We start from the raw sequence: 23,407 nt of genomic DNA on the forward strand, positions 1-23,407 counted from the left end.
TCAAGGTAGTAGCAGCATGCGTAAAATCGCACTTTTTCTTGCGATGCTTTTGATCCCGGCATATTGCCTGGCAATGTTTGAAACTCCGGTCTCTCCACAGCAGCCCGTCAGTAAAGAACTAAAACAACAGTTGTTGGGTACCCCGGTATTTATTCAGATCTTTAAACAAGAGCGTACGCTCGATTTGTACGGCAAAATCGGCAACGAGTACCGGCTGCTGAACAGTTTTCGTATTTGTGATTTTTCCGGAGGCCTTGGACCGAAACGAGTCGAGGGAGATTTTAAAAGCCCTGAAGGATTCTATTCCGTCAGGCTTAATCAGTTAAAACCTGACAGCCATTTCTACCGCGCCATTAATATTGGTTTCCCAAACCAATATGATCGTGAGAATGGTTACAGCGGCAACTATCTGATGATTCATGGTAATTGTGTGTCCATTGGCTGTTATGCCATGACTAATGCCTATATGGATCAGATCTATACCTATGTGAATGCTGCACTGCGAAACGGTCAGTCTCAGGTTGAGGTGAACATTTTTCCGTTCCGCATGACCGACAGTAATATGCTACGCCACCGGGATTCGGCTTACATCGGTTTCTGGAAGCAGCTAAAACCAGGGTATGACTATTTTCTGAAGTATAAGCAGCCGCCGAACGTGAGCGTTAATAACGGGCAATATGTTCTGAACCAGAACCCGTTCAGCAACAGCTCTGAAAATGCCTCAAAGACCTTCCTGGCGCTCACCCAGACAAAATAACTGCCATTCACCTGGCGCAATTTTGTGCCAGGTTTCATTACCCGTTAATGGCTGAGTGGCAACCACCGTCACCACATCGTTCGGAGTGGTCTGTTGCTGAAAATCAATTTCAACATCCTGATCAAGAAGAGTCGCTTTGCCAAACGGGGCTCTGCGGGTGATCCAGTGCAGATTCGTCGAGCAGTAAGCCATCAGGTAGCGCCCGTCCGACAGCAGCATGTTAAAGACTCCCATTTGCTGTAGCTCAGCAGCCAGAGTCGCAATATACCGAAAAACCGCCGGCCAGTTCCCCGGCGTACGCGGATAACGGGTCGCGAGTTTATGCAGAATCCAACAAAACGCCTTTTCACTGTCGGTTTCACCGACCGGACGAAAATTTCCGCTATCCAGTTTCTGGTATCCGGTGAGTTGTCCATTGTGTGCATAAGTCCAGTGACGTCCCCAAAGTTCACGGGTAAACGGGTGAGTATTTTCCAGCGAGACTATACCGCGATTCGCCTGTCGAATATGGGCAATTACCGAATGAGATTTAATGGGATAATCACGAACCAGGCTGGCAATCGGCGAATCAATACTCGGCAGAGGATCTTTAAACGTCCGGCATCCCTTTCCTTCATAGAAAGTAATACCCCAGCCATCTTTATGCGGCCCGGTCCCCCCGCCGCGCTGAACCAGCCCGGTAAAACTGAAACAGATATCGGTCGGCACATTGGCGCTCATCCCGAGCAGTTCACACATCAGTTAAAACCTCGTTAAATTCCCGTCATCAGGCGCTATATGCAGCAGATAAGTAAAGAGATAGCATGCAGGCCATCCTCTGGCAAGTCGTCAGAGGCAGCCAGGTGGAGTATTTCAGCAGGTGGGGCAAGATATGATTATTTCGCCATCTCTTTTTCGATCAGCAGGATCAAAATATGGATAACTTTAATATGAATTTCCTGAATGCGATCGGCGAAACCAAAATGAGGAACACGAATTTCGACATCCGCACTACCGTCCATCTGACCGCCATCTTTTCCTGTCAGAGTGATCACTTTCATCCCCTGAGCACGCGCCGCTTCAATAGCTTTAATAATATTGGCCGAATTTCCCGACGTGGAAATACCCAACAGAACATCCCCTGCACGCCCCACACCTTCAATATAGCGTGAGAAAACATGGTTATAACCATAGTCATTACTGACACAGGAGATGTGGCTGACATCCGAAATCGCAATCGCCGGGTATGCAGGACGGTTTTCCCGGTAACGACCCGTTAATTCCTCGGCGAAATGCATAGCATCACAATGGGAACCACCGTTGCCACAGGACAGTACTTTTCCTCCTGCTTTAAAACTGTCGGCCAGCAACACCGCTGCCTGCTGAATTGCCTGAATATTGTTTTCATCTTTCAGGAAGTTGTTAAGCGTTTCTGCTGCTTCATTCAATTCTGAACGAATAATATCCTGGTACATAGGGGATGTCCTTGATCGGAAAATTAACGCCGCCAGTTTAGCCCAATCATCGGGCAGTGCAAGCCCGTGACAGGGTTATCCTGCTCAGATTGTTATCCCTGTCGCGCCTCTCAGCAAAATGCTGTCGGTGAGCAGAGATTCTGTGAGATGGGTTGTAATTATTATGTGAACTGATTGATAAATGATTCCAGCTAAATTACACCATAATGATAACAGGTCAGACCTCTTACCATAAATGGAGCAGTTTACTATGATAATACTCAGTATACTCGCCACCCTGGTGCTGATTGCCGTGCTTATCGGCCGGCGCCTGACATTGCAAACTTCCAGCCTGATTCTGGCTGCCTTCGGCGTAATCATGGCCCTGTCCGGAATCTGGAATGCCTGGGTATTGTTGCCTGTGTTCCTCATTTTGCTGATTCTGAATGTGCCGGCCTTGCGTCAGCCACTGATCAGCCGGGCGGTGATGAACAGGTTCAGCAAAGTGATGCCGGCAATGTCTACCACTGAAAAAGAAGCCATCGATGCAGGTACGACCTGGTGGGAAGGCGATTTATTCAGTGGCCGTCCGGACTGGCAGAAACTCCACAGTTACCGACAACCGCAACTCAGCCCGGAAGAGCAGGCTTTTCTTGACGGCCCGGTCACCGAAGCTTGTCGTATGGCCTGCGATTTTCAAATCAGTCATGAACTGGCCGATCTACCGCCTGAACTGTGGCAGTATCTGAAAGATCACCGCTTCTTTGCCATGATCATTAAGAAAGAGTATGGCGGCCTGGAATTTTCTGCCTATGCCCAGTCTCTGGTGTTACAAAAACTGGCCGGGGTCTCCGGTATTCTGGCCATTACTGTCGGGGTGCCTAACTCCCTTGGTCCGGGCGAATTGCTGCAACATTACGGAACGGATGAACAAAAGCAGCATTACCTGCCACGACTGGCACGTGGTGAAGAGATTCCCTGCTTTGCTTTGACCAGTCCTGAAGCGGGTTCAGATGCTGGTGCAATACCCGATATCGGAGTGGTCTGTTATGGCGAATGGCAGGGGAAACAGGTGGTCGGTATGCGCCTGACCTGGAACAAACGCTATATCACCCTGGCGCCCATTGCCACAGTACTGGGTCTGGCTTTCAAACTGTATGATCCGGAACATCTTTTGGGTGAGAACACCAGTCCCGGTATTACCTGTGCCCTCATTCCGGTCACAACCCCCGGCGTAGAAATTGGTCGTCGTCATTTCCCGCTTAATATCCCGTTCCAGAACGGCCCAACCCGGGGAAAAGATATCTTTGTCCCACTCGATTACATTATTGGGGGTCCGAAAATGGCGGGTCAGGGATGGCGGATGCTGGTTGAATGCCTGGCCGTTGGGCGGGGAATCACTCTGCCTTCAAACTCGACCGGCAGTCTGAAAACCATTGCCCTGGCAACGGGTGCTTATGCCCGAATCCGTCGCCAGTTCCGTATTCCCATTGGAAAAATGGAAGGTATTGAAGAACCGCTGGCGCGTATTGCAGGTAACAGCTATGTGATGGACGCTGCAGCATCACTGATTACTTACGGTATTGTGGCCGGGGAAAAACCTGCCGTGTTATCCGCTATCGTCAAGTATCACTGTACTGACCGTGGCCAGCGCAGCATTATCGACGCCATGGATATCGCAGGGGGTAAAGGGATTATGCTGGGTAAAAGTAATTTCCTTGCCCGTGCCTATCAGGGAGCGCCCATCGCAATTACCGTGGAAGGGGCAAATATTTTGACCCGCAGCATGATTATCTTTGGACAGGGAGCTATTCGTTGTCACCCCTTCCTGCTAAAAGAGATCACTGCCGCTCAACAGCAGGATTTGAGCGGGTTTGATGATGCACTGTTCAGGCACACCGGCCACGTAGCTGCTAATCTGCTGTGCAGTTTATGGCTGGGGATCACTCACGGTAAAGGTAGTCGTACTCCGGTCAGTGACTCCACCCGCAGCGCCTATCAGCAACTTAATCGTCTGAGTGCCAACCTGGCTTTGCTGGCAGATATTGCCATGGCAGCCCTGGGGGGCAGTCTGAAGCGTCGTGAGCGTACCTCTGCGCGTCTGGGAGATATTCTGAGTCAGCTCTACCTGGCTTCGGCGGCACTGAAACGTTTTCATGATGAGGGACGTCAGCGGGAAGATTTGCCCCTGGTGGAATGGGCCGTCAGTGACGCCGTTAACCGCGCAGATACCGCCATCGAAGAATTATTGCGTAACTTCCCGGTAAGGTGGCTGGCGGGAGTGTTGCGGCTGTTCATCTTTCCTGCCGGCCGTTACAGCCAGGGGCCGACTGACCGGCTGGATCACAAACTGGCCCAACTCCTGCAAACCCCGTCTGAGACGCGTTCACGCCTGGGCCGGGGGCAGTACCTGGAAGCCAGTGAAAACAACCCGGCAGGGCTGGCTGAACAGGCACTGAATGATATTATTGCGGCAGAAAACCTGATGGACAGAGTATCCCCTCAGTTGAAGAAAAAACCGCAATTTGTCCGGCTTGATGAGCTGGCGACTGAAGGTCTGAAAGAAGGATGGCTGACCAGTGAAGACGCCGAAATATTACGCCGTGCAGAAGTAAGCCGGTTGCAGACCATTAATGTGGACGACTTTGCTGCGGATGCACTGGCTGCAGCAAGTGAGACACCTGCCGCAACCAGTGATCCTCATCCGGGAAAAGCCGCCTGAATCACTAAGACGGATCCTGCCTGCTGCAGGATCCGTTTATCCGGCAGTCTGCCGGATACGGGCCACCAGAGCATCCGCATCCTGAAGTTGAGCTGCCGCAAGAATTAAGGTATGCCCCAGAGTAATAGCATGACGCAGACAATCGATGCGCATCCTGTCGTCACTGATTTCACTGATATCCGCGACATGTGACATTCCTACTGTGCGCCGGATAAGCTCCGTCCCGCTAAATCCGATAGTATCCTGCCAGACTTTCTGCATAAACAGCTCCGCATAACCGGGAACCGCCAAAGCGATATCTCGGGTCTGTTGGCTACGGGATAAAAACTCCGCTCTAAAGGTTTGCCACAGGGTCACAATATCTGCCAGACGTTGTTCTCTGGCGTCAGCCGCTTCTTTGGGAGGCAGTAATCCCGGCAGGCCACAGTAGTTCAGTAATAAGTTACCGATAGCAGTACCCATATCAAAACCCATCGGCCCGTAATATCCAAATTCGGCGTCGATAGCTTTCAGACCCGTTTCTGTCACGAAGATAGATCCGGAGTGAATATCCCCGTGTAACAACGTTTCGGCATGGGTCAGGAAGGTGTATTTCAGTGATGCAATTCTCAGACGCAACTCACTATCGTTGCGTAAAGAAGCGACTAACGGCTCCAGAGCCTCCGGGTAATCATTTCGCGGATGTTCGGTGTAAGGATCATTGAAGAAGAGATCTTCGGTGATCTCACACATCTCCGGATTAATAAACTGCGCTACGCGCGCTTTCTTTTCGTGAGCATGCAGGGCAAAGTCGGAGCCAGAAAACAGCACACTGGCCAGATAATGGCCCAGCTGTGCTGCCGCCCGCGGATAGTTCTGCCCCCGGACTAATTCGCCACGCCAGATCCGGTAGTCAGAAAGATCTTCCATCACCATCACCGCCAGCTCCGGATCATAGTGCGTGACATTGACCGTGTGCTCAGGACAAAAATTGTAATGCTCGATCAGTGTCTCTGCCTCCAGCCGGGCACGATCCAGTGTCAGTGGCCAGGACTCACCTACACAGCGGACATAGGGCAGAGCCTGTTTGACAATGACACGGCTGATCCCTTGCTGATCGAGAATTTTAAACACCAGATTCAGGTTACCGTCGCCAACCTCCAGCGCATCCACCAGCGTTTCCGGGTGTTCCAGACCGGAAAATTTTCTGGCATATTCCACAGCATCTGTGGCGGTGAAGGTTCGATATTGCGACATTGCCTGTATCCTCTCTACTGATAACTTGTTATTTTAAGCCGTTCAGACGTCTACACATCCATCACGCATATTGGCATACTAACTGCCCGTTGAGCAACCCGGAAATGATAATGATGCAAAACCTGCAAACCACCAGCCTGAGAATTGTCAGTAACCAGTTGTGGATACTGGATCAACAGGCTCTGCCTCAGGAAAAAAACTGGCTGAGTGCCCAAACCACTGCACAGCTGGTTGAGCATATTCATGCGTTACGGGTCAGAGGTGCGCCACTGATTGGTCTGTCGGCATCACTGTTACTGGCTTTACAAGCCGGAGCGGGAATGTCACGCAATGAGCTGAAGGAATCATTACAGACTCTGCGGGCTTCACGCCCGACGGCGGTTAATCTGATGAATAACCTCGACAGGATGTCACAGGCACTGGCGGCTGAGCAGTATGTCACTGCCATGGAAGAAGAAGCCCTACGGTTGGTCAACGAAGACCGTCAGTTATGTGACAACATTGCCGCTGCCGGAGCGCCACTGATCTCTCCCGGTAGTCAACTCCTGACACACTGTAACACTGGCGGTCTGGCCACAGCCGGGGTAGGAACCGCCCTCGGCGTGATTCTGCGGGGCTGGCAGCAAGGTAATGTGGCGAACGTCTGGGTGGGCGAGACCCGGCCATTGTTGCAAGGGGGCCGCCTGACGGCGTGGGAGCTATCGGAAGCCGGAGTGCCCTGCCAGTTAATCACCGACAGTATGGCAGCAGCCCTTATGGCAGAAGGTAAAGTCGATGCCGTCTGGGTAGGGGCTGACCGGATTGCCGCTAATGGCGATGTGGCCAATAAGATAGGCACTTACAGTCTGGCGGTACTGGCCTGTTATCACGGGATTCCATTTTATGTTGCCGCACCTCAGACCACCCTGGACCGCCACTGCCCTACCGGGAAACAGATTCCGATTGAACAACGTGCCGCAGCCGAAGTTACCGGGGTTTCCGGCAGCTTCGGTGCAGTACAGTGGGCCCCGGCAAATATTCGGGTGCATAATCCGGCGTTTGATGTCACTCCGGCGAACCTTATCAGCGGCTGGGTACTGGACAGCGGATTGGTGACTCCGCAACAGGTCACTGAAGGAATATTCCGGCCAACAAACATCCGTCAATAACCACCTGTCCCCGGTCAGGCCAGACGGGGATAACTGTCAGCAATTTTGTCGCCGGTGAACCGTGCCACCCAGCCTTCCGGATTATCGAAGATGCGGATCGCGGTAAAGTTGGGTTCTGACCCCATGTCAAACCAGTGTGCCGTCCCTGCTGGCACCGAGATCAGATCATCCTTCATACACAGGATCTGATACACATGTCCGTCGAGATGCAGACAAAATAACCCTTCACCTTCGACAAAGAACCGCACTTCATCTTCTCCGTGAGTATGCTCTGACAAAAACTTATCACGAAGTGCCTGCTTATCCGGATGGTTAGCCCGCATACTGATCACATCCCAGCTCTGGTAACCTTTTTCTGCTACCAGCTTTTCTATCTCATGCTGATAAGCCTGCAGCACACTATCGGGGGTCGGATTATCCCCTAAATCACGATCGGCTGCCCAGCGTTCAAACCGGACATGCTGTTCCGCCAGTTTGTTATGAATTTCTGCAGCATCTTCACTGTGCCACACTGGCTGGCTGGCATCGCTGTCAGTAAATATCGTCAAAGCACTCATCTCAGATCTCCTGCGGGTTAATCTGCTCAAAACTGCTCACCTGTAGGTGAACACTTTCATTATCTGCATCGTCGCGGATCAACTGCCGCGTTTTCCAGCCAGCCTGCTGTGCCGCATCCAGTTCCTGACGGATGTCGGACAAAAAAAGTAACTGCCCGGCATCAATGCCCAACTGACGTGCGATATTCCGGTAAGACTCCACTTCCCGCTTGGCACCCACATGTGTATCAAAATAACCACTGAACAGGCTATTGATATCACCGGCATCACTGTAACCAAATAACAGTTTTTGTGCGGCGACCGAACCTGAGGAGTAGACATAAATTGCCAGCCCTTGCTGATGCCAGCGGTTCAGTGCCGGCAGCACATCCGGGTATAAATGGCCGGTAAAACTGCCGTTCAGATAACCTTCCCGCCATATCATCCCCTGTAATGCTTTCAGCGCGGTAGATTTACGATCTTCATCCATAAACCGGTACAGAGCGGCAATCAGTTGCTCTCTGTCAGCCGAAGGTTGTGCAATCTCTGTTTTAAGAGCATCAAGCGCCAGAAGTACTTCAGGCTGATCACTGTGTTGATTAATCCATGTCGCCAGATGCTGACGTGCAAAAGGAAATAATACCTGGTGCACAAAGCGGATATCACTGGTTGTTCCTTCAATATCCGTCACAATTGCTCGAATCATTCACCCTCCGCAGCATAGCTGCCTGTGGTCTGCAAAACAGACATTATTTTTTTAGCTTCAGCAACGTAAATGACTATTTAGCCATCTAAGTGTCTTGATTGCCAAATATTACCATCCTGTTTATAGTGGCATCAATAAAGGTATAACTGACCAGTGATTAATCTTTCATCCGGACAGCCGCAGATAAGGCAGAGTAATAATGACGCAGCAGACCTTCACCCCCGAAAGCAAACTCCCTGCTCTGGGAACCACTATTTTCAGTCAGATGAGTGCCCTGGCACAACAATACAACGCGATTAACCTGTCACAGGGATTTCCTGATTTCGATGGCCCGGAGTATCTGCAACAGCGCCTGGCCTGGCACGTCAGCCAGGGCGCAAACCAGTATGCCCCCATGACCGGGACTCAGCCGCTGCGTGAAGCCATTGCTGAAAAAACTCACCGCTGCTATGACTACACCCCGGATGTGAATACCGATATCACGGTCACCGCGGGTGCTACCGAAGCCCTGTTTGCGGCGATCACTGCACTGGTACGGCCAGGCGATGAAGTGATCTGCTTCGATCCCAGCTACGACAGCTATGCACCCGCTGTAGAATTATCCGGAGGCATACTGAAACGTATTGCATTGCAGCCACCGGGATTTCATCCGGACTGGCAGGCATTTGATCAGTTACTGAGTGATAAGACCCGGTTAGTAATCCTCAATACACCGCACAATCCAACAGCGACTGTCTGGCAGAGCAGCGATTTTGCCAGCCTGTGGCAGGCAATTCAGTCCCGGGAAATTTATGTCCTGAGTGACGAAGTTTATGAGCATATCTGCTTTGCACCTGCCGGGCATGTCAGCCTGCTACAGCACCCGCAATTACGTGAGCGTGGTATTGCGGTATCGTCATTTGGTAAAACATTCCACATGACGGGTTGGAAGGTGGGCTACTGTGTGGCTCCTGCCGGTATTTCGGCTGAAATACGCAAGGTTCACCAGTTCCTGACTTTTGCTGTCAATACCCCGGCTCAGTTAGCACTGGCGGATATGCTGCGTCAGGAGCCGGAGCATTATCTGGAATTACCGGAATTCTACCGCAGTCGCCGGGATTTCCTGACCAATGCTTTGCAGAATAGCCGTTTTAAAGTTCTGCCTTGTGAAGGGACCTACTTCCTGTTACTCGATTACAGTGCAATATCAGACATGGATGACGTGAATTTCTGTCTGTGGCTGACCAAAGAAGTCGGTGTGGCGGCCATTCCGTTATCGGTTTTTTGTGCCGGTGAGTTTCCTCACAAGCTGGTCCGGCTCTGTTTTGCGAAACAGGAATCCACATTGCAGGCCGCTGCGGAGAAATTATGTCAGATTTAAAAGTCGCACTGTTACAGCAACCTCTGGTATGGATGGATGGTGAAGCTAACTTTCGCCATTTTGAACAGGCGCTGAACGAAGTTACCGAAGCTGATTTGATTCTGCTGCCGGAAATGTTCACCACCGGTTTTGCCATGGAAGCGGCCAACAGTTCACTGCCTGAGCCGGTGGTCATTGAATGGTTACATACTCAGGCCAGCCGTTTTCAGGCCCTGGTGGGGGGCAGTGTCGCATTACAAACTTCAGAAGGTGCAGTTAACCGCTTTTTGTTGGTCACCCCGGAAGGCGAGGTTCATCGTTATGATAAACGCCACTTGTTCCGTATGGCGGATGAACATCGCTATTATCAGGCCGGCAAGCAACGAGTGATCGTTGAATGGCGTGGCTGGAGGATTCTTCCACAGGTCTGTTATGACCTGCGTTTCCCGGTATTTTCCCGCAACCGCGATGATTATGATCTGGCGCTGTATATTGCCAGCTGGCCGGCGCCACGCAGCCAACACTGGCAGGCACTGCTGCTCGCCAGAGCTATCGAAAATCAGGTTTACGTCATGGGCTGCAACCGCGTCGGGGATGACGCGAACAACCACAGCTACAGTGGTGACAGCAGAATCATCAGTCCGACAGGTGACTTTCTGGCGACATTACCGGCCAGCCAACCCGCGATTGCTCAGGCAGTACTGTCAATGAGTGAGCTAAAGGCCTATCGCGAGCGCTTCCCGGCCTGGCGTGATGCTGACGATTTTACCGTGGACCTGTAAAAATAACTGACGGCTGCCCGGGGAGATTTTCCTCAGCCAGCCGTAAATTTTACCTCAGCTACCGCGATAAGTAGACCATGACCACGGCGTAATTAAAAACGGCAGATGGTAATGGCTGCCTGCTTCCGGGATCAAAAAATCGATCTGTGCGGTGAGGTACAAAGACTGACGTCCGGTCACCGCAAAATAGTCACCAATTTCTGCCGTCAGCCGGTAATGCCCCGGAGTCACCGGTTCCGTGGTCAGTGATTTCAGTCGCCCGTCATTGTCCGTTTTTCCCTGCCCTGTCAGTGACCAGCCCTCAGGTGACTGCTGCTCCAGAGTTATTCTGACATCACGGGCAGGTTTTCCCAGCGCGGTGTCCAGAATATGGGTAGTGATAGTGCTCATGAAAAGATCTCCTGCAAACGCAATAACGTGATCTCACGCAGTTGCTGAATGCTTTCCTGTATCTCGGTGGTGTCATCATTATTCAGGCGTTGCTCCAGGCAAGCCAGAATATCCTGCGGGCTGCGCCCTTTGGCCCTGATCAAAAAGATACGACCGAACCGTTGTTCATAGGCACGATTTCCTTCCGCCATCTGTTGTTTTATCTGACTATCCGCTGAGAGTACAGCGGACTGTTCAGAACGGGATGCCGTAGCATGCGACTGACTGCCAGTCGCTTTTTCCCCAATTCGCGGATGGGCACTGAGTGCCTGCAGGAGTTCAGCCTGCTGCCAGTGGTCTGTCAGGCCCCGGGCGACTTCCAGCAACTGAGCGACTGAATCAAAGGGTCTGGCTGCCACCAGTGGCTGCTGCCAGCTCTCTATTGCGACACAGGCTTCAATAGCGGCTGTGGCTTCTGATAGCGAAAGCTGATTAAACTGAACAATATTCATCTGATAACCGTTCTCCGTATCGTGGGTAGCTCAGGCGACAGTCTTATACTGTTCAGCCACCTGCTGAATCGCCAGCAGGTAGGCACGGAATGCTAACGCGACATCATCTGTAATGACCGACTCATCAGGATGATGGCTGATACCGCCGGCACAGCGGACAAACAGCATGGCAACCGGCCAGCATTCGGCAATCGCGATCGCATCATGCCCCGCCCCACTGGGAAGTAACATCGATTTCCCCTGGACTTCTGTCACCGCATCGGTCAGTGCCTGTTGCAACCGTTTATCACAGGCGGTCGCCGGGATACCATAGAACTCTTCAGCACTGAACTGTAATCCACGCCGCAGCGCAATTTGCTTCCCCTGCTCCAGCAACGTTTCCAGCAGATCCGCCAGCGGTTCATCCTGCGGTCCACGGATATCCAGCGACAGATTTGCTTCTCCGGCAATCACATTAACGGCTCCCGGTGCACAGGAAATGGTACCCACAGTGGCCACCAGCTGAGAGCCGCGCTGTTGAGTACAGCTTTCGATAAACACCATCCATTCTGCCGCCGCCGCCAGGGCATCTTTACGATGAGTCATCGGAACCGTACCGGCGTGTCCGGCAAGCCCGGTAAAGCGACAGTTTAGTCGCTTCGCCCCATTAATAGCCGTCACCACCCCGAGTGCCAGTCCGGCATCTTCCAGGCAAGGTCCCTGCTCAATATGCAACTCCAGATAGGCAACGATATCTTCAGGTCGCCGTGCTGCTCCGCCGATTTTCGCCGCATCCAGCCCACAAGCCTGCATGGCCTGAGCGACCGTAATACCTTCGGCATCGGGATGACTCACCCAGGATTCCGGCCAGCGCCCGGTGATCCCTCGACTCCCCAGCAAGGTAATACCAAACCGGGTGCCTTCTTCATCGGCAAAACCAACCACTTCAACAGCGACCGGCAAACGGATATTTTGCTGATTCAGCCAACTGACGGTCTCAATAGCCGTTAATACCCCCAGCGGACCATCATAACGACCAGCGTTTCTGACGCTATCCAGATGGGAGCCCAGCAGGATTGCCGGAGCACCGGCAGTCTGACCTTCGTAACGGCCGCAAATATTTCCCACTTCATCCTGCCACGTCCGCATACCTGCCGCCTGCATCCACTCAGCTACCTGCTGATTGGCCCGCAGGTGCTCTGGCGACAGATAAACACGGGTTAGCTGACCCTGTGTTTCACTAATGGCTGCCAGTTCATCACTGCGGGTCATCACACGATGACCCGCCTGCTGTGCCTGAACAGGACTCATCCGGTTATCCATGGTTGCCTTCCGTCTGATAATGCTCCCAGGCTGCCTGCATTGCCGCCCCCTGGACTGTGCTGTATTTCAGCTGATTAAGTACTGCTTCAAGTGCCGTCAACGTCTGCAACACACACTGCTTACGGGCGTTATAACCCATGGTGCCAATTCGCCAGACTTTACCGTGCAGCGGGCCAAAGGAAGTGCCGATTTCGATACCAAAATCGTTTAGCATCATGCTGCGAACCTGGTCTCCGTTCACCTGTTGTGGGATAACCACTCCCAGCACATTATTCATTTTATGACTGATATCACCGAAAACCTCTAACCCCATGGCCTGAATGCCCTTCAGCATGGCATCACCATGCAGTTTATGCCGGGCAATCCCCGCTTCCAGACCTTCCTGCAGAATAATTTGTGCACATTCCCGGGCGGCAAAGAGTGCACTGGTGGCTTCAGTGTGGTGATTTAATCGCTCCGGCCCCCAGTAATCCATGATCATTCCCAGATCAAAATAGTTGGAATAGATCATTTCCTCGTCGCCGTCCTGGTGATCGACGGTACGGATCCCCTGCTCGACCCGCTTGCGCTGACGGATAACCGCTTCCATCGCCGGGCTCAGGGTCACCGGAGAGGTTCCGGAAGGCCCCCCCAGACATTTTTGCATCCCGGCAGAAACGGCATCCAGCCCCCATGCATCGGTTTCCAGTGCGTTGCCGCCCAGGGATGCCGTAGCATCGGTATAGAACAGTACGTCATATTTACGGCAGATCGCCCCCAGTTCATTCAGGGGTTGCAGCATCGTGGTGGAAGTGTCGCCTTGTACGGTCAGTAATAGCCGTGGTCTGATTTTACGAATCGCATCTTCAATCTGATCGGCGGTAAACACCTCACCCCACGGGACTTCAATGGTATGAACTTCTGCGCGACAGCGGTGGGCTATTTCACATAACAGGTGTCCGAACCGACCGAATACCGGCACCAGCACCTTATCGCCAGGTTTAATCGCCGAGACTAAAATCGCTTCAATTCCGGCACGGGAGGTTCCGTTCACCAGCATGGTCCACTGATTTTGGGTACAAAACACCCCGCGATACAGTGACATCACCTCATTCATATAGCCGGTCATCGCCGGATCATACTGGCCGAGTAACTGGCTGGACATTGCCCGCAATACCTGAGGGTAAGCGTTAATCGGGCCCGGGCCCATCAGTAAGCGTTGTGGTGGATTTAAGGGTGAAAACTGGCTGAGTTCCATAACTCGTTCCTTTGAAATTGAGGTTACAAATGAACCGACGAGATAAATTGCTTCAGTTCGGCCGTGGCTGGCTGAGCAAACAGCGTTTTACTGTCACCCTGCTCCCAGACTTTTCCCTGGTGCATAAACACGACCCGGTCCCCGACATTTCTGGCGAAATTCATCTCATGAGTGACCAGAATGAGTGTCATACCATCAGCCGCTAATTGTTCCAGCACGCGTAAAACTTCACCCACCAGCTCCGGGTCAAGCGCAGAGGTAATTTCATCACATAACAGCACTTTGGGGTTCATCGCCAGTGCCCTGGCGATGGCGACACGCTGTTGCTGACCTCCGGACAGACTGGCGGGTGAATAATGAATACGTTCACCCAAACCGACCTTCTCCAGCATCCTGGTGGCCAGTTCCTGACTTTCGGCTTTAGATTTCTTCAACACCAGACGTGGTGCCAGCATCACATTCTCCAGAGCCGTCATATGCGGGAACAGATTAAAACTCTGAAACACCATCCCCACAGACTGACTGATGGTTTTCGCCTGGCTGTCCTGGCTGGTGATGGTCATCCCTCCCAGCTTGATGCTCCCTTCCTGGTAACTTTCCAGTCCGTTGATGCAACGCAGCAGAGTACTTTTCCCGGAACCACTCCGGCCAATAATGGAAACCACTTCTCCGGCATCGATATCCAGATCGATACCTTTCAGCACATGGTTATCACCGTAATACTTTTGCATCTGATTAATGGTGATGAGAGGCATCGAATTTCTTCTCCAGGTATTGGCTGTAACGGGACAGCGGATAACACAAAATAAAGTAACCCAGCGCCACCAGCGCAAAAACTTTAAACGGCTCAAAGGTGACATTGGTTAGCATGGTGCCAGCTTTCATTATCTCGACAAAGCCGATCACCGAGGCCAGCGCGGTGCCTTTGATCACCTGAACGGCGAAGCCCACTGTCGGCGCAATAGCGATTCGCAGAGCCTGCGGAATAATCACATGCAACAGCGTCTGTCCAAAACTCAGCCCAATACAGCGGCAGGCTTCCCATTGGCCTTTGGGTAGCGCCCGAATGCTGCCATACCAGATATCAAGTAAATACGCACTGGTATACAGAGTCAGCGCCAGTGAAGCAGCTGTCCAGGGAGAAACATCAATGCCGAACAGCGCTACACCGAAAAATGCCAGAAACAGCTGCATCAGTAAGGGTGTCCCCTGAAATAACCCGCAGTAGCCACGCACCAGCAACTGCAGGCTACGGTAACGGCTCATCCGAAATAACAGTAACGGGATGGTTGTCAGGGTGCCTCCGATAAACGCCACTAAAGACAACAGCACCGTCCAGCGTCCTGCGAGTAATAAGTTGCGGATAATATCCCAGTCCGAAAACGTCATCATACTGAAGTTACCCCCAACCACCGGCGTCCGGCCATTAACAGCAACTGACGCATCCCAATGGAAAGCAGCAAATAAATTGCCGTCGTCACCAGGTAAACCTCAAAGCTCAGAAAGGTCCGTGACTGAATCAGGCTGCTTTGAAAAGTCAGCTCCTGATATGACACCTGAGACACTACCGAGGATCCCAGCATCACAATAATGCATTGCCCAACCAGTGAAGGGTAAATGCGCTGTAACGCCGGGGGTAAAATGACCCGGGTGAAAGTCTGTAACCGGGTAAACCCTAACACCCGGCATGCTTCCCACTGTCCTTTCGGTGTCACCTGAATCCCGGCCCGAATAATCTCGGTACTGTAGGCCCCCAGATTAATAATCATCGTCAGTAGCGCGGCTTCCCCTGCCGTCAGCCTGATACCCACATTTGGCAGTCCAAAGACAATAAAAAATAACTGCACCATAAACGGAGTATTTCGGATAATCGCGACATATCCGGCCCACAGGCGACTGAACACGGTCAGCTTTCCGCTGCGTAAAGCCGCACCGAAAATCCCCAGCGCAATCCCGCCCACGGTAGCCAGAAAACTTAACTGGATGGTCACCCATAGTCCCGAAAGCAGTTCCTGCCGATACGGCCAGAGCGCCGGGAAATTAAGATGCTCGGTCATAGCGGCCCTTATTTCCCTAAATCAGCCGGTAGCGGTGCTTTCATCCATTTTTCTGACATCTGATTTAAGGTGCCATCTTTGATTCCACGGGCTATCAGGGTATTGACTTCCTGTTTCAGCGCCGGTTCGTCTTTTCTCAGGCCGATATAGCAGGGAGAGTCTTTGAGCATAAACTGAGCGACGGGGGCATCAGAAGGATGCTGACGGGCGATAGCCGCAACCACCAGATTACCGGTAGCGACATACTGAACCTGACCAGAAAGGTAGGCCGACAGTGTGGTATTGTTGTCTTCATAACGCTGAATAGTGACATCTTTCGGGGCGATACCGGTCAGTACCATATCTTCCACCGCACCACGGGTTACCCCGACGGTTTTGCCACTCAGGGCTGACACATCTTTTAGCGTCTGACCTTTAGGACCGAAAACCCCCAGGAAGAAAGGCGCGTAGGCGTTGCTGAAATCGATCACTTTTTCACGTTCAGCATTTTTCCCCAGGCTGGAAATCACCAAATCAACTTTGTCAGTCTGCAGATAAGCCACACGGTTAGCACTGCTTACCGGCACCATCTGTAACTTTAGTTTCATCTCCTTTGCCAGGTATCTGGCCATGTCAATATCATAACCTTGCGGCTGGAGATCGGTGCCAACAGATCCAAAGGGTGCAAAATCCTGTGGCACCGCAATACGAATGACACCTCTTTTCTGAATATCCTGCCATTGGTCAGCAAGGGCCATGCTGGTTTGAGCCGCCAGTAGAGCCACTCCCGCAAATACCATCATCAACTTTTTCATATTTTCCTCTGGCCACAATTGAAACAAAAGATTCTTATGAATTGATGTTTGCAACTAATGTGCCAGAAGCACGGAGAAAAAAAATTATTTAAAACCAGTATGGTTTAGCGAAAGTTTGAGTTACCGGTCTTTTTTGATTGCAGCGCTTCGCACAAAAACAATGCAATGCACCATAACGGCGCCCCATTAACGTCTCTCCAGCTCGTCCAACTGCAGGTACAAATCGGCAATCTGATGAATCCGCTGTCGCCCTTCAGTCAACATTTCATGTAGTAAGGCATTTGACAGCAGATTGACCAGGCTCATTGCCGCACTGTAACTGTCAAATGCAGAAACGCTTTCCAGAGGGGCGGCCAGTTGCCAGCGTGCCAGGCCTTGCAAAACCGGCACCTGTGGCTCACTCAACAGCACTGTCGGAACAGACTGACGTTGCAGCTGTTCGAGTACCCGCCGGATAATCGATGGGCGCCGACGGAATCCCACCACCACCACCACATCTTCGTGACTGAGATCAGCCAGTTCTTCCGACAATGTTTGCCCCGGTGAGGGCAATAATGAGACCTGGCTTCTCACCTGCATCAGTTGCAGACGTAAGTGCATCGCGACAGGATAGGAGTTACGCAAGCCGATAATGACGACCCGCCTTGACTTGCTAAGTGACTGAATAATTTCGGTAAATTTCTGAGCATCAATCGCATTCGTCCAACTGGTCAGATTTGCCATTTCCTGCTTATAATGCCGGGCGAGTAACGTATTTCCCTGAACGGCATCACGATTATCCGTCAGAGGCATCCCTGACTGGCGTAATGTCCGCAGTTCATCATGCATATCTTTATATTTTTCATAGCCCAGCCGTTTGAATAACCGGCTGACGGTAGCTTTTGAAACTCCGCTCAGTCGGGCCAGCTCGGCACTGTTGTAACTGATCAAATCATCGAAGTGATCAAAAACAAAATCAGCAACCCGTTTTTCCCGCGGAGATAACCGGGCGTAATGGCTTTCCAGCCGTTGATCAAGTTGTTTCATCATCATTCCTGCAACGTTTGTTACAACAAAAGCTAGCACAATTCGATCCATAGTGATGCGCGCCCACCGAAAATTCAGCAAAGCGGAACAAAAATTGCTAGGAAAGGGGTATCTCAGCAAGTCCTGTATTGAGGAACTCATGAATCAAAGCAATATGGCTCCTAATGGTATGGCCGTCACGCCCCACCATCTGGCCAGCGAAAGTGCTCTGGCAGTGTTACGCCGTGGCGGTAACGCCATTGAAGCAATGGTCGCGGCAGCGGCAACTATCGCGGTGGTATATCCGCATATGAATGGCCTGGGGGGCGACAGTTTTTGGCTGATAGTCCCACCGGAAGGACAACCACTGGCTGTCGATGCCAGTGGTGCAGCAGGTAGCCTGGCGTCGGTTGAATTTTACGCCGGCATGAACAGCATCCCTTATCGGGGTCCGAAAGCCTCACTGACCGTTGCCGGTACCGTCAGTGGCTGGCAGGAAGCACTGACCATTTCTGAAGAACTGGGTTTCCCGCCCGCCTCTGTCGGAGACTTACTGGGGGATGCAATCCGCTACGCAACCGACGGCATTCCGGTGTCGCAGTCACAGGCCGCCGCCAGTTCAGCCAAACTCGGCGAATTGCAACACCAGCCCGGGTTTGCCGACACCTATCTTCCGGGCGGTCAGGTACCACAGGCCGGCAGCAGGTTTAAACAAACTGCGCTGGCCTCAACACTGAATACGCTTGCTGACCAGGGGCTTGACAGTTTTTATCGTGGTCCGCTGGCCGAAAAAATTGCCCGGGGAATGGCTGAACTGGGCATGCCGGTTACGCTGAAAGATTTACAGCAACATCGTGCCCGCCGCCGATCCCCCCTGGAACTGCAACACAGTACAGGTACGCTGTATAATCTGACGCCACCTACCCAGGGGCTGGTTTCGCTGGCTATTGCCGGCATCACCGATCGACTGGATATGCCGGCAGCAGATGAAGTCGGGAGTATCCACCGGATTGTTGAAGCGACCAAACAGGCTTTCAGCCTGCGGGATAAATACCTTACCGACCCGCGTGAAATGACCATTGACGCGCAAAGCTTGCTGAATACTGCCACACTCGATCAACTGACCGCCCGCATTGATCTCACCCAAGCCGCTCCGACAGAAGGCCAGCGGAATCCCGGTGATACCGTGTGGATGGGTGTCATAGACAGCCAGGGCATGGCCGTGTCATTTATTCAAAGTCTGTATCATGAATTCGGCAGCGGAGTGGTCATTCCTGAAACCGGGCTTATCTGGCAGAACCGGGGAGCCTCTTTTACCCTGAAACCCGATCAGTTGTTGACCCTCGCGCCCGGCAAACAACCGTTCCACACGCTGAACCCGGCGGCAGCACGCCTGAATGATGGCCGTGTAATGGTCTATGGTTCGATGGGCGGCGATGGTCAGCCACAAACTCAGGCCACTCTGTTTACCCGCCATATTCAGCAAAACATTCCTTTACAGCAGGCAATCTCGGCACCGCGCTGGTTACTCGGCCGCACCTGGGGACAATCATCAGAATCCCTCAAACTTGAAGGCCGTTTCAGTGAGAACGTGGTCGCGGCTCTGCGGGACATGGGACACGATGTCGAAATTCTTGACGATTATAGCGAAGCCGTCGGCCATGCCGGAGCTATCGTACGGCACAGCAATGGCATGCTCGAAGGTGCGTATGATCCACGCAGCAACGGCAGTGCAGCAGGTTTCTGAGGAGAACACTTAATGACACAACCCGTCGAATGGTCAGAATATCTGGCGCATATGGAAAAAATTTTAGACCTCGAACTGAACGAGGAGAGACGAGCGGAATTGCTGGTACAGATAACCCGGATTGCCGGTATGGCACAACCTCTGATGGACTATCCGCTGGATGATCGTCTGGAAATCGCAGGGGTCTACCGGTTATGAATCTGAATGAAATGACGATCAGTGCATTACAGCAGGCACGGTTGCGTGGTGAAGTCAGCGCCCGTGAAATTGCCAGCCATACCCTGCAATCAATCGCCGAATATAACCCACAAATTAATGCCTGGACGGAGGTCACCAGTGAACGCATGTTGCAGGAAGCCGACCAGGTGGATAAACAACAGCAGCAGGGAAACCACGGCGGCCCATTGAGTGGTATTCCTTATGCAGTGAAGAATCTGTTTGATGTCAAAGGATATTCAACTGTCGCTGGCGCACGGCTATTTGCCGGAAGAACTCCGGCGACGGAAGATGCTTATGCGGTGAAGCGCCTTAGCCAGTCGGGCGCACTGCTTTCCGGCATGCTGAATATGGATGCTTACGCTTACGGGTTTACCACAGAAAACAGCCATTATGGCCCCTGCCATAATCCGCGTGATTTTGAGCGTATTGCCGGAGGATCCTCAGGAGGGTCAGCGGCGGCCGTCGCAGCAGGGTTGATCCCCTTTTCACTTGGCACCGATACCAATGGCTCTATCCGTGTGCCATCGGCATTATGTGGGGTATTTGGTCTGAAACCGACCTACGGTCGACTGTCTCGCCAGGGATCTCACCCTTTTGTGGCCAGCCTGGACCATATCGGCCCTTTTGCCCGAAATGTTGAAGACCTGGCACTGGTGTATGACTGCCTGCAGGGCCTGGATCCGAACGATGCGTTCCAGTCACCGCGTGCGGCAGAACCGGTTCTCTCACCTACCTCACCTGCAGGACCACTCCGGGTGGGTGTACTGGGCGGCTATTTTTCACAATGGTGTGATGATGAAGCCCGCCAGGCGGTAGCTGTCGTCGCAAAGGCGCTGAATGCTGGCGATGAGATCGTGTGGGAAGACGCTGCCCTGGCTCGCTCTGCCGCGTTTATTATCAGTGCCAGTGAGGGGGGTAATCAGTATCTGCCGGCATTACGTCAACATCCCGAACTGTTTGAAGTTCACTCGCGTGAAAGATTGCTGGCGGGTGCCATGCTGCCTGGCAGCTGGTATGTTCAGGCTCAGCGATTCCGTCGCCATTTCAGCCAGCAGGTGCTGCCGGTGTTTAATGACGTGGATATTCTGTTGGCCCCGGCGACCCCCTGCAGCGCGACCGTGATTAATCAGGAAACAATGCTGATTAATCAGCAACAGTTGCCGGTACGTGCCAGTATGGGAATGCTGACGCAGCCAGTTTCCTTCTTAGGATTGCCGGTGTGTACCGTTCCTCTACCGGCGGCTAACGGTCTTTCCGTCGGAGTACAGATTATTGCGGCGCCGTTTAAGGAAGCTCACGCCCTGCAAGCCGCCCGAATCCTGGAACAGCAACAGATAACTCTGCCACCTTTTACCCTCAGGAATAATGCTGAATGACTACGCCAGTTATCAATGCACCGGATGTCTTAGAAGAGGTTACCACCCAGTTCTACCGCTACGAAAAAGCGCTGACCGGGAATAATATTGACGTGCTGGATGAGCTTTTCTGGCACAGTTCATTTACCGTACGCCTCGGTGCCGGAGAAAACCTTTACGGTATTGAACAGATCCAAGCTTTTCGCGCTGCCCGCCCATCGAAGGGGTTGGATCGGACACTACGCAATACCGTTATCACCACCTACGGTAATGATTTTGCCGTATGCAGTACCGAGTTTACCCGTGCCAATACCGACAAAATCGGTCGTCAGCAACAAAGCTGGGTTCGTTTCCCCGAAGGCTGGCGAATTGTTGCCGCGCAGGTCAGTCTGATGTCATAAAGGATGGTCCCCGGTCCGCCGGGGGCCATGTTGATACATCCCGGGGAATCAGGAGGCAGGATGCGTCTTTATCCAGTGGTCGGCAATTTGCTGACGGGTACATACCCAGACATCAGGATACTGGCTGATATGATCAAGGAAACGCTGTAACGCCCGGAAGCGGCCAGGCCTTCCCAGAATCCGGCAATGCATCCCCACAGACATCATTTTCGGCGCGGTTTCTCCCTCTGCATACAATACATCGAAGCTGTCACGCAGATAGCTAAAAAAGTGGTCCGCGGTATTGAAGCCTTGAGGTGTAGCAAAGCGCATATCATTACACTCAAGGGTATAAGGGATGACCAGATGCTGGCGGGTTTCCCCGGAAGCGCAGGTCACCGGTGTCCAGAATGGCAGATCATCACCATAATTATCGCTGTCATACTGAAATCCGCCCTCTTCTACCAGCAACTGTCGGGTATTCGGGCTGTCACGTCCGGTGTACCAGCCCGTAGGGGGCTTGCCGAACAATTCCGTGAGGACTTCAATGGCCTGCTTCATATGCCGGCGTTCTTGTTCCGGCGGCATATCCTGATAGTGAATCCAGCGCCAGCCATGACTGACCACATCGTAGTTTGCTGCCTTGATCGCCGTGACTATTTCAGGATTGCGGGCCAGTGCCATCGCGACACCAAACACGGTCAGTGGCAAGCCACGTTTAACAAACTCCCCATGGATTCGCCAGAACCCAGCCCGCGAACCATATTCGTACATTGAATCCATCGACATATGCTGTGCCGGAAAACTGGCTGCGCCGACGATATCCGATAAAAATTGCTCAGATCCGGCATCCCCGTGCCAGATATGATTCTCTGCACCCTCTTCATAATTCAGGACAAACTGTACTGCCACTCTGGCGCCCCCGGGCCAGCCCGCCGCCGGAGGTTTACCGGCATAACCAATCAAATCACGCGGATAATCATCCGTCAGTCCATAGTGTTGTAGATTACTTTTTGGCATTACTGCTTTCTCCTGATCCAGAGGAGTACCCTCCTCCTCTGTTAACGTTAAACTGCTTAATGCAAGCTCTGTGCCAGAGATTTTTACTGCGGGTTATAGTAGATTTAGTCTGTCGTCTGCTACCGCAGCTATCATCAGATAAACCATGAAACAGCTGCTTTACTGGCCAATAAAGGAACAGGCAATGACCATAAAACTTCGCCCGCTGGAGCGGGAAGACCTGCATTTTGTTCACCAGTTGGACAATAATGCCAGTGTAATGCGCTATTGGTTTGAAGAACCTTATGAAGCTTTTGTCGAACTATCTGATCTCTACAATAAGCACATTCATGATCAGACGGAACGTCGTTTTGTCGTCGAACACGAAGGTGAGAATGCAGGTCTGGTTGAGCTGGTAGAAATTAATCATGTCCACCGACGGGCTGAATTTCAGATCATTATCGATCCGCTGCATCAGGGAAAGGGGCTGGCCAGTCAGGCCGCCAAACTGGCGATGGAATACGGATTTTCGGTACTCAATTTATATAAGTTGTATCTGATAGTGGATCAGGAAAACGAAAAAGCCATTCATATTTACACCAAACTGGGTTTCGAAACAGAAGGTGTGCTCAAACACGAATTTTTTATTAACGGTGAGTATCGCAATACCATCCGGATGTGTATTTTTCAACATCAGTTTCTTGAAAAATATAAGACCGAACGTTCACCGATGCTGGGGCCAACCGCCCAGTAAACGGGTTCCGGCAAACCG

General features: G+C 52.2%; 25 protein-coding genes. 10 read left to right on the forward strand and 15 right to left on the reverse strand.

Annotated features, from left to right (window positions below):
- Positions 1-16 precede the first annotated feature (16 nt).
- Positions 17-757, forward strand: coding sequence for a peptidoglycan meso-diaminopimelic acid protein amidase (gene dpaA / locus HA49_RS09750; protein ID WP_038022821.1), 741 nt, complete (start codon positions 17-19; stop codon positions 755-757).
- On the opposite strand, the gene HA49_RS09755 is transcribed toward dpaA, so the two are convergent.
- Entirely contained in the window at positions 722-1,495 is a 774-nt protein-coding gene (locus tag HA49_RS09755; protein ID WP_038022823.1) for a class II glutamine amidotransferase, read from the reverse strand. The two genes, dpaA and HA49_RS09755, sit on opposite strands and share 36 nt — an antisense overlap.
- Before the next feature lie 137 nt (positions 1,496-1,632).
- Complete coding sequence (gene lpcA / locus HA49_RS09760; protein WP_038022824.1) at positions 1,633-2,211, reverse strand: D-sedoheptulose 7-phosphate isomerase; 579 nt, start codon at positions 2,209-2,211, stop codon at positions 1,633-1,635.
- Positions 2,212-2,461: 250 nt separating this feature from the next.
- On the opposite strand from lpcA, the gene fadE reads away from it, so the two are divergent.
- The gene (gene fadE / locus HA49_RS09765; RefSeq protein ID WP_046791788.1) at positions 2,462-4,912 is read left to right on the forward strand and encodes an acyl-CoA dehydrogenase FadE; all 2,451 of its coding nucleotides are present in this window, start codon (positions 2,462-2,464) and stop codon (positions 4,910-4,912) included.
- A 36-nt stretch (positions 4,913-4,948) separates the two neighbouring features.
- Here the strand turns inward: fadE and mtnK are convergent, their stop codons facing one another.
- The gene (mtnK, locus tag HA49_RS09770) at positions 4,949-6,148 is read right to left on the reverse strand and encodes an S-methyl-5-thioribose kinase (RefSeq protein WP_038022826.1); all 1,200 of its coding nucleotides are present in this window, start codon (positions 6,146-6,148) and stop codon (positions 4,949-4,951) included.
- A gap of 113 nt (positions 6,149-6,261) precedes the next feature.
- Here mtnK and mtnA point away from each other — a divergent pair, with 113 nt between their 5' ends.
- On the forward strand, positions 6,262-7,296 hold the full coding sequence (gene mtnA / locus HA49_RS09775; protein ID WP_038022892.1) for an S-methyl-5-thioribose-1-phosphate isomerase: 1,035 nt from the start codon (positions 6,262-6,264) through the stop codon (positions 7,294-7,296).
- 14 nt (positions 7,297-7,310) lie between these two features.
- On the opposite strand, the gene HA49_RS09780 is transcribed toward mtnA, so the two are convergent.
- Together HA49_RS09780 and mtnC are read right to left on the reverse strand one after the other, a co-directional pair.
- Positions 7,311-7,853 carry a 1,2-dihydroxy-3-keto-5-methylthiopentene dioxygenase gene (locus HA49_RS09780; RefSeq protein ID WP_038022827.1) on the reverse strand — a complete coding sequence of 181 codons (543 nt, stop codon included), beginning with the start codon at positions 7,851-7,853 and terminating at the stop codon, positions 7,311-7,313.
- A gap of 1 nt (position 7,854) precedes the next feature.
- Complete coding sequence (gene mtnC, locus HA49_RS09785) at positions 7,855-8,538, reverse strand: acireductone synthase (protein ID WP_038022829.1); 684 nt, start codon at positions 8,536-8,538, stop codon at positions 7,855-7,857.
- A 199-nt stretch (positions 8,539-8,737) separates the two neighbouring features.
- Between mtnC and HA49_RS09790 the strand changes: the two genes are divergently transcribed.
- Entirely contained in the window at positions 8,738-9,898 is a 1,161-nt protein-coding gene (locus HA49_RS09790; RefSeq protein ID WP_038022830.1) for a pyridoxal phosphate-dependent aminotransferase, read from the forward strand.
- The gene (locus HA49_RS09795; RefSeq protein ID WP_038022832.1) at positions 9,886-10,659 is read left to right on the forward strand and encodes an amidohydrolase; all 774 of its coding nucleotides are present in this window, start codon (positions 9,886-9,888) and stop codon (positions 10,657-10,659) included. Before HA49_RS09790 ends, HA49_RS09795 begins: the two co-directional genes overlap by 13 nt.
- A gap of 54 nt (positions 10,660-10,713) precedes the next feature.
- Here HA49_RS09795 and uraH read toward each other — a convergent pair whose 3' ends face one another.
- From uraH to HA49_RS09840, 9 genes are all read right to left on the reverse strand, one after another.
- Positions 10,714-11,049 carry a hydroxyisourate hydrolase gene (uraH, locus tag HA49_RS09800; RefSeq protein WP_038022834.1) on the reverse strand — a complete coding sequence of 112 codons (336 nt, stop codon included), beginning with the start codon at positions 11,047-11,049 and terminating at the stop codon, positions 10,714-10,716.
- Complete coding sequence (uraD, locus tag HA49_RS09805) at positions 11,046-11,540, reverse strand: 2-oxo-4-hydroxy-4-carboxy-5-ureidoimidazoline decarboxylase (protein ID WP_038022837.1); 495 nt, start codon at positions 11,538-11,540, stop codon at positions 11,046-11,048. The genes uraH and uraD overlap by 4 nt, the downstream gene beginning before the upstream one ends.
- Positions 11,541-11,570: 30 nt before the next feature.
- A complete protein-coding gene (hpxK, locus tag HA49_RS09810; protein WP_046791738.1) occupies positions 11,571-12,842 on the reverse strand; it encodes an allantoate amidohydrolase in 1,272 nt (423 codons plus the stop codon).
- The gene (locus HA49_RS09815; protein WP_038022838.1) at positions 12,835-14,079 is read right to left on the reverse strand and encodes a pyridoxal-phosphate-dependent aminotransferase family protein; all 1,245 of its coding nucleotides are present in this window, start codon (positions 14,077-14,079) and stop codon (positions 12,835-12,837) included. The genes hpxK and HA49_RS09815 overlap by 8 nt, the downstream gene beginning before the upstream one ends.
- Positions 14,080-14,102: 23 nt before the next feature.
- Positions 14,103-14,834, reverse strand: coding sequence for an amino acid ABC transporter ATP-binding protein (locus tag HA49_RS09820; protein ID WP_038022839.1), 732 nt, complete (start codon positions 14,832-14,834; stop codon positions 14,103-14,105).
- The gene (locus HA49_RS09825; protein ID WP_038022841.1) at positions 14,815-15,471 is read right to left on the reverse strand and encodes an amino acid ABC transporter permease; all 657 of its coding nucleotides are present in this window, start codon (positions 15,469-15,471) and stop codon (positions 14,815-14,817) included. The genes HA49_RS09820 and HA49_RS09825 overlap by 20 nt, the downstream gene beginning before the upstream one ends.
- On the reverse strand, positions 15,468-16,136 hold the full coding sequence (locus tag HA49_RS09830; protein WP_038022844.1) for an amino acid ABC transporter permease: 669 nt from the start codon (positions 16,134-16,136) through the stop codon (positions 15,468-15,470). Before HA49_RS09830 ends, HA49_RS09825 begins: the two co-directional genes overlap by 4 nt.
- Positions 16,137-16,144: 8 nt before the next feature.
- Positions 16,145-16,930 carry a transporter substrate-binding domain-containing protein gene (locus tag HA49_RS09835; protein WP_038022845.1) on the reverse strand — a complete coding sequence of 262 codons (786 nt, stop codon included), beginning with the start codon at positions 16,928-16,930 and terminating at the stop codon, positions 16,145-16,147.
- Positions 16,931-17,116: 186 nt separating this feature from the next.
- Complete coding sequence (locus HA49_RS09840; RefSeq protein WP_038022847.1) at positions 17,117-17,956, reverse strand: MurR/RpiR family transcriptional regulator; 840 nt, start codon at positions 17,954-17,956, stop codon at positions 17,117-17,119.
- A gap of 139 nt (positions 17,957-18,095) precedes the next feature.
- Here HA49_RS09840 and HA49_RS09845 point away from each other — a divergent pair, with 139 nt between their 5' ends.
- From HA49_RS09845 to hpxZ, 4 genes are read left to right on the forward strand one after another with little or no spacing between them, the layout of a single operon-like run.
- Positions 18,096-19,682 carry a gamma-glutamyltransferase family protein gene (locus HA49_RS09845; protein WP_038022848.1) on the forward strand — a complete coding sequence of 529 codons (1,587 nt, stop codon included), beginning with the start codon at positions 18,096-18,098 and terminating at the stop codon, positions 19,680-19,682.
- 12 nt (positions 19,683-19,694) lie between these two features.
- Positions 19,695-19,880: an oxalurate catabolism protein HpxX gene (gene hpxX, locus HA49_RS09850; protein WP_038022849.1), complete on the forward strand. Its 186-nt coding sequence runs from the start codon at positions 19,695-19,697 to the stop codon at positions 19,878-19,880.
- On the forward strand, positions 19,877-21,277 hold the full coding sequence (locus HA49_RS09855) for an AtzE family amidohydrolase (protein ID WP_038022851.1): 1,401 nt from the start codon (positions 19,877-19,879) through the stop codon (positions 21,275-21,277). The genes hpxX and HA49_RS09855 overlap by 4 nt, the downstream gene beginning before the upstream one ends.
- A complete protein-coding gene (hpxZ, locus tag HA49_RS09860) occupies positions 21,274-21,657 on the forward strand; it encodes an oxalurate catabolism protein HpxZ (RefSeq protein WP_038022853.1) in 384 nt (127 codons plus the stop codon). The genes HA49_RS09855 and hpxZ overlap by 4 nt, the downstream gene beginning before the upstream one ends.
- Positions 21,658-21,705: 48 nt before the next feature.
- Here the strand turns inward: hpxZ and puuE are convergent, their stop codons facing one another.
- Positions 21,706-22,656, reverse strand: coding sequence for an allantoinase PuuE (puuE, locus tag HA49_RS09865; RefSeq protein ID WP_038022855.1), 951 nt, complete (start codon positions 22,654-22,656; stop codon positions 21,706-21,708).
- 184 nt (positions 22,657-22,840) lie between these two features.
- On the opposite strand from puuE, the gene speG reads away from it, so the two are divergent.
- Positions 22,841-23,389 (forward strand): spermidine N1-acetyltransferase, encoded by a 549-nt coding sequence (gene speG / locus HA49_RS09870; protein ID WP_038022857.1) that lies wholly within the window; start codon positions 22,841-22,843, stop codon positions 23,387-23,389.
- Positions 23,390-23,407 lie beyond the last annotated feature (18 nt).

It is taken from the genome of Tatumella morbirosei (assembly GCF_000757425.2).
GTDB classification, from domain to species: Bacteria; Pseudomonadota; Gammaproteobacteria; order Enterobacterales; family Enterobacteriaceae; genus Tatumella; species Tatumella morbirosei.

Bases quoted from the DNA above. Each gene is read 5' to 3' on its own strand.
- HA49_RS09795 (WP_038022832.1), top strand. From the start codon at position 9,886: ATGTCAGATTTAAAAGTCGCACTGTTACAGCAACCTCTGGTATGGATG.
- HA49_RS09835 (WP_038022845.1), bottom strand. From the start codon at position 16,930: ATGAAAAAGTTGATGATGGTATTTGCGGGAGTGGCTCTACTGGCGGCT.
- hpxX (WP_038022849.1), top strand. From the start codon at position 19,695: ATGACACAACCCGTCGAATGGTCAGAATATCTGGCGCATATGGAAAAA.
- HA49_RS09815 (WP_038022838.1), bottom strand. From the start codon at position 14,079: ATGGAACTCAGCCAGTTTTCACCCTTAAATCCACCACAACGCTTACTG.
- lpcA (WP_038022824.1), bottom strand. From the start codon at position 2,211: ATGTACCAGGATATTATTCGTTCAGAATTGAATGAAGCAGCAGAAACG.
- HA49_RS09830 (WP_038022844.1), bottom strand. From the start codon at position 16,136: ATGACCGAGCATCTTAATTTCCCGGCGCTCTGGCCGTATCGGCAGGAA.
- HA49_RS09840 (WP_038022847.1), bottom strand. From the start codon at position 17,956: ATGAAACAACTTGATCAACGGCTGGAAAGCCATTACGCCCGGTTATCT.
- mtnC (WP_038022829.1), bottom strand. From the start codon at position 8,538: ATGATTCGAGCAATTGTGACGGATATTGAAGGAACAACCAGTGATATC.
- HA49_RS09820 (WP_038022839.1), bottom strand. From the start codon at position 14,834: ATGCCTCTCATCACCATTAATCAGATGCAAAAGTATTACGGTGATAAC.
- mtnK (WP_038022826.1), bottom strand. From the start codon at position 6,148: ATGTCGCAATATCGAACCTTCACCGCCACAGATGCTGTGGAATATGCC.
- fadE (WP_046791788.1), top strand. From the start codon at position 2,462: ATGATAATACTCAGTATACTCGCCACCCTGGTGCTGATTGCCGTGCTT.
- puuE (WP_038022855.1), bottom strand. From the start codon at position 22,656: ATGCCAAAAAGTAATCTACAACACTATGGACTGACGGATGATTATCCG.
- HA49_RS09755 (WP_038022823.1), bottom strand. From the start codon at position 1,495: ATGTGTGAACTGCTCGGGATGAGCGCCAATGTGCCGACCGATATCTGT.
- HA49_RS09855 (WP_038022851.1), top strand. From the start codon at position 19,877: ATGAATCTGAATGAAATGACGATCAGTGCATTACAGCAGGCACGGTTG.
- mtnA (WP_038022892.1), top strand. From the start codon at position 6,262: ATGCAAAACCTGCAAACCACCAGCCTGAGAATTGTCAGTAACCAGTTG.
- speG (WP_038022857.1), top strand. From the start codon at position 22,841: ATGACCATAAAACTTCGCCCGCTGGAGCGGGAAGACCTGCATTTTGTT.
- dpaA (WP_038022821.1), top strand. From the start codon at position 17: ATGCGTAAAATCGCACTTTTTCTTGCGATGCTTTTGATCCCGGCATAT.
- HA49_RS09780 (WP_038022827.1), bottom strand. From the start codon at position 7,853: ATGAGTGCTTTGACGATATTTACTGACAGCGATGCCAGCCAGCCAGTG.
- HA49_RS09825 (WP_038022841.1), bottom strand. From the start codon at position 15,471: ATGATGACGTTTTCGGACTGGGATATTATCCGCAACTTATTACTCGCA.
- HA49_RS09845 (WP_038022848.1), top strand. From the start codon at position 18,096: ATGAATCAAAGCAATATGGCTCCTAATGGTATGGCCGTCACGCCCCAC.
- uraH (WP_038022834.1), bottom strand. From the start codon at position 11,049: ATGAGCACTATCACTACCCATATTCTGGACACCGCGCTGGGAAAACCT.
- uraD (WP_038022837.1), bottom strand. From the start codon at position 11,540: ATGAATATTGTTCAGTTTAATCAGCTTTCGCTATCAGAAGCCACAGCC.
- hpxZ (WP_038022853.1), top strand. From the start codon at position 21,274: ATGACTACGCCAGTTATCAATGCACCGGATGTCTTAGAAGAGGTTACC.
- hpxK (WP_046791738.1), bottom strand. From the start codon at position 12,842: ATGGATAACCGGATGAGTCCTGTTCAGGCACAGCAGGCGGGTCATCGT.
- HA49_RS09790 (WP_038022830.1), top strand. From the start codon at position 8,738: ATGACGCAGCAGACCTTCACCCCCGAAAGCAAACTCCCTGCTCTGGGA.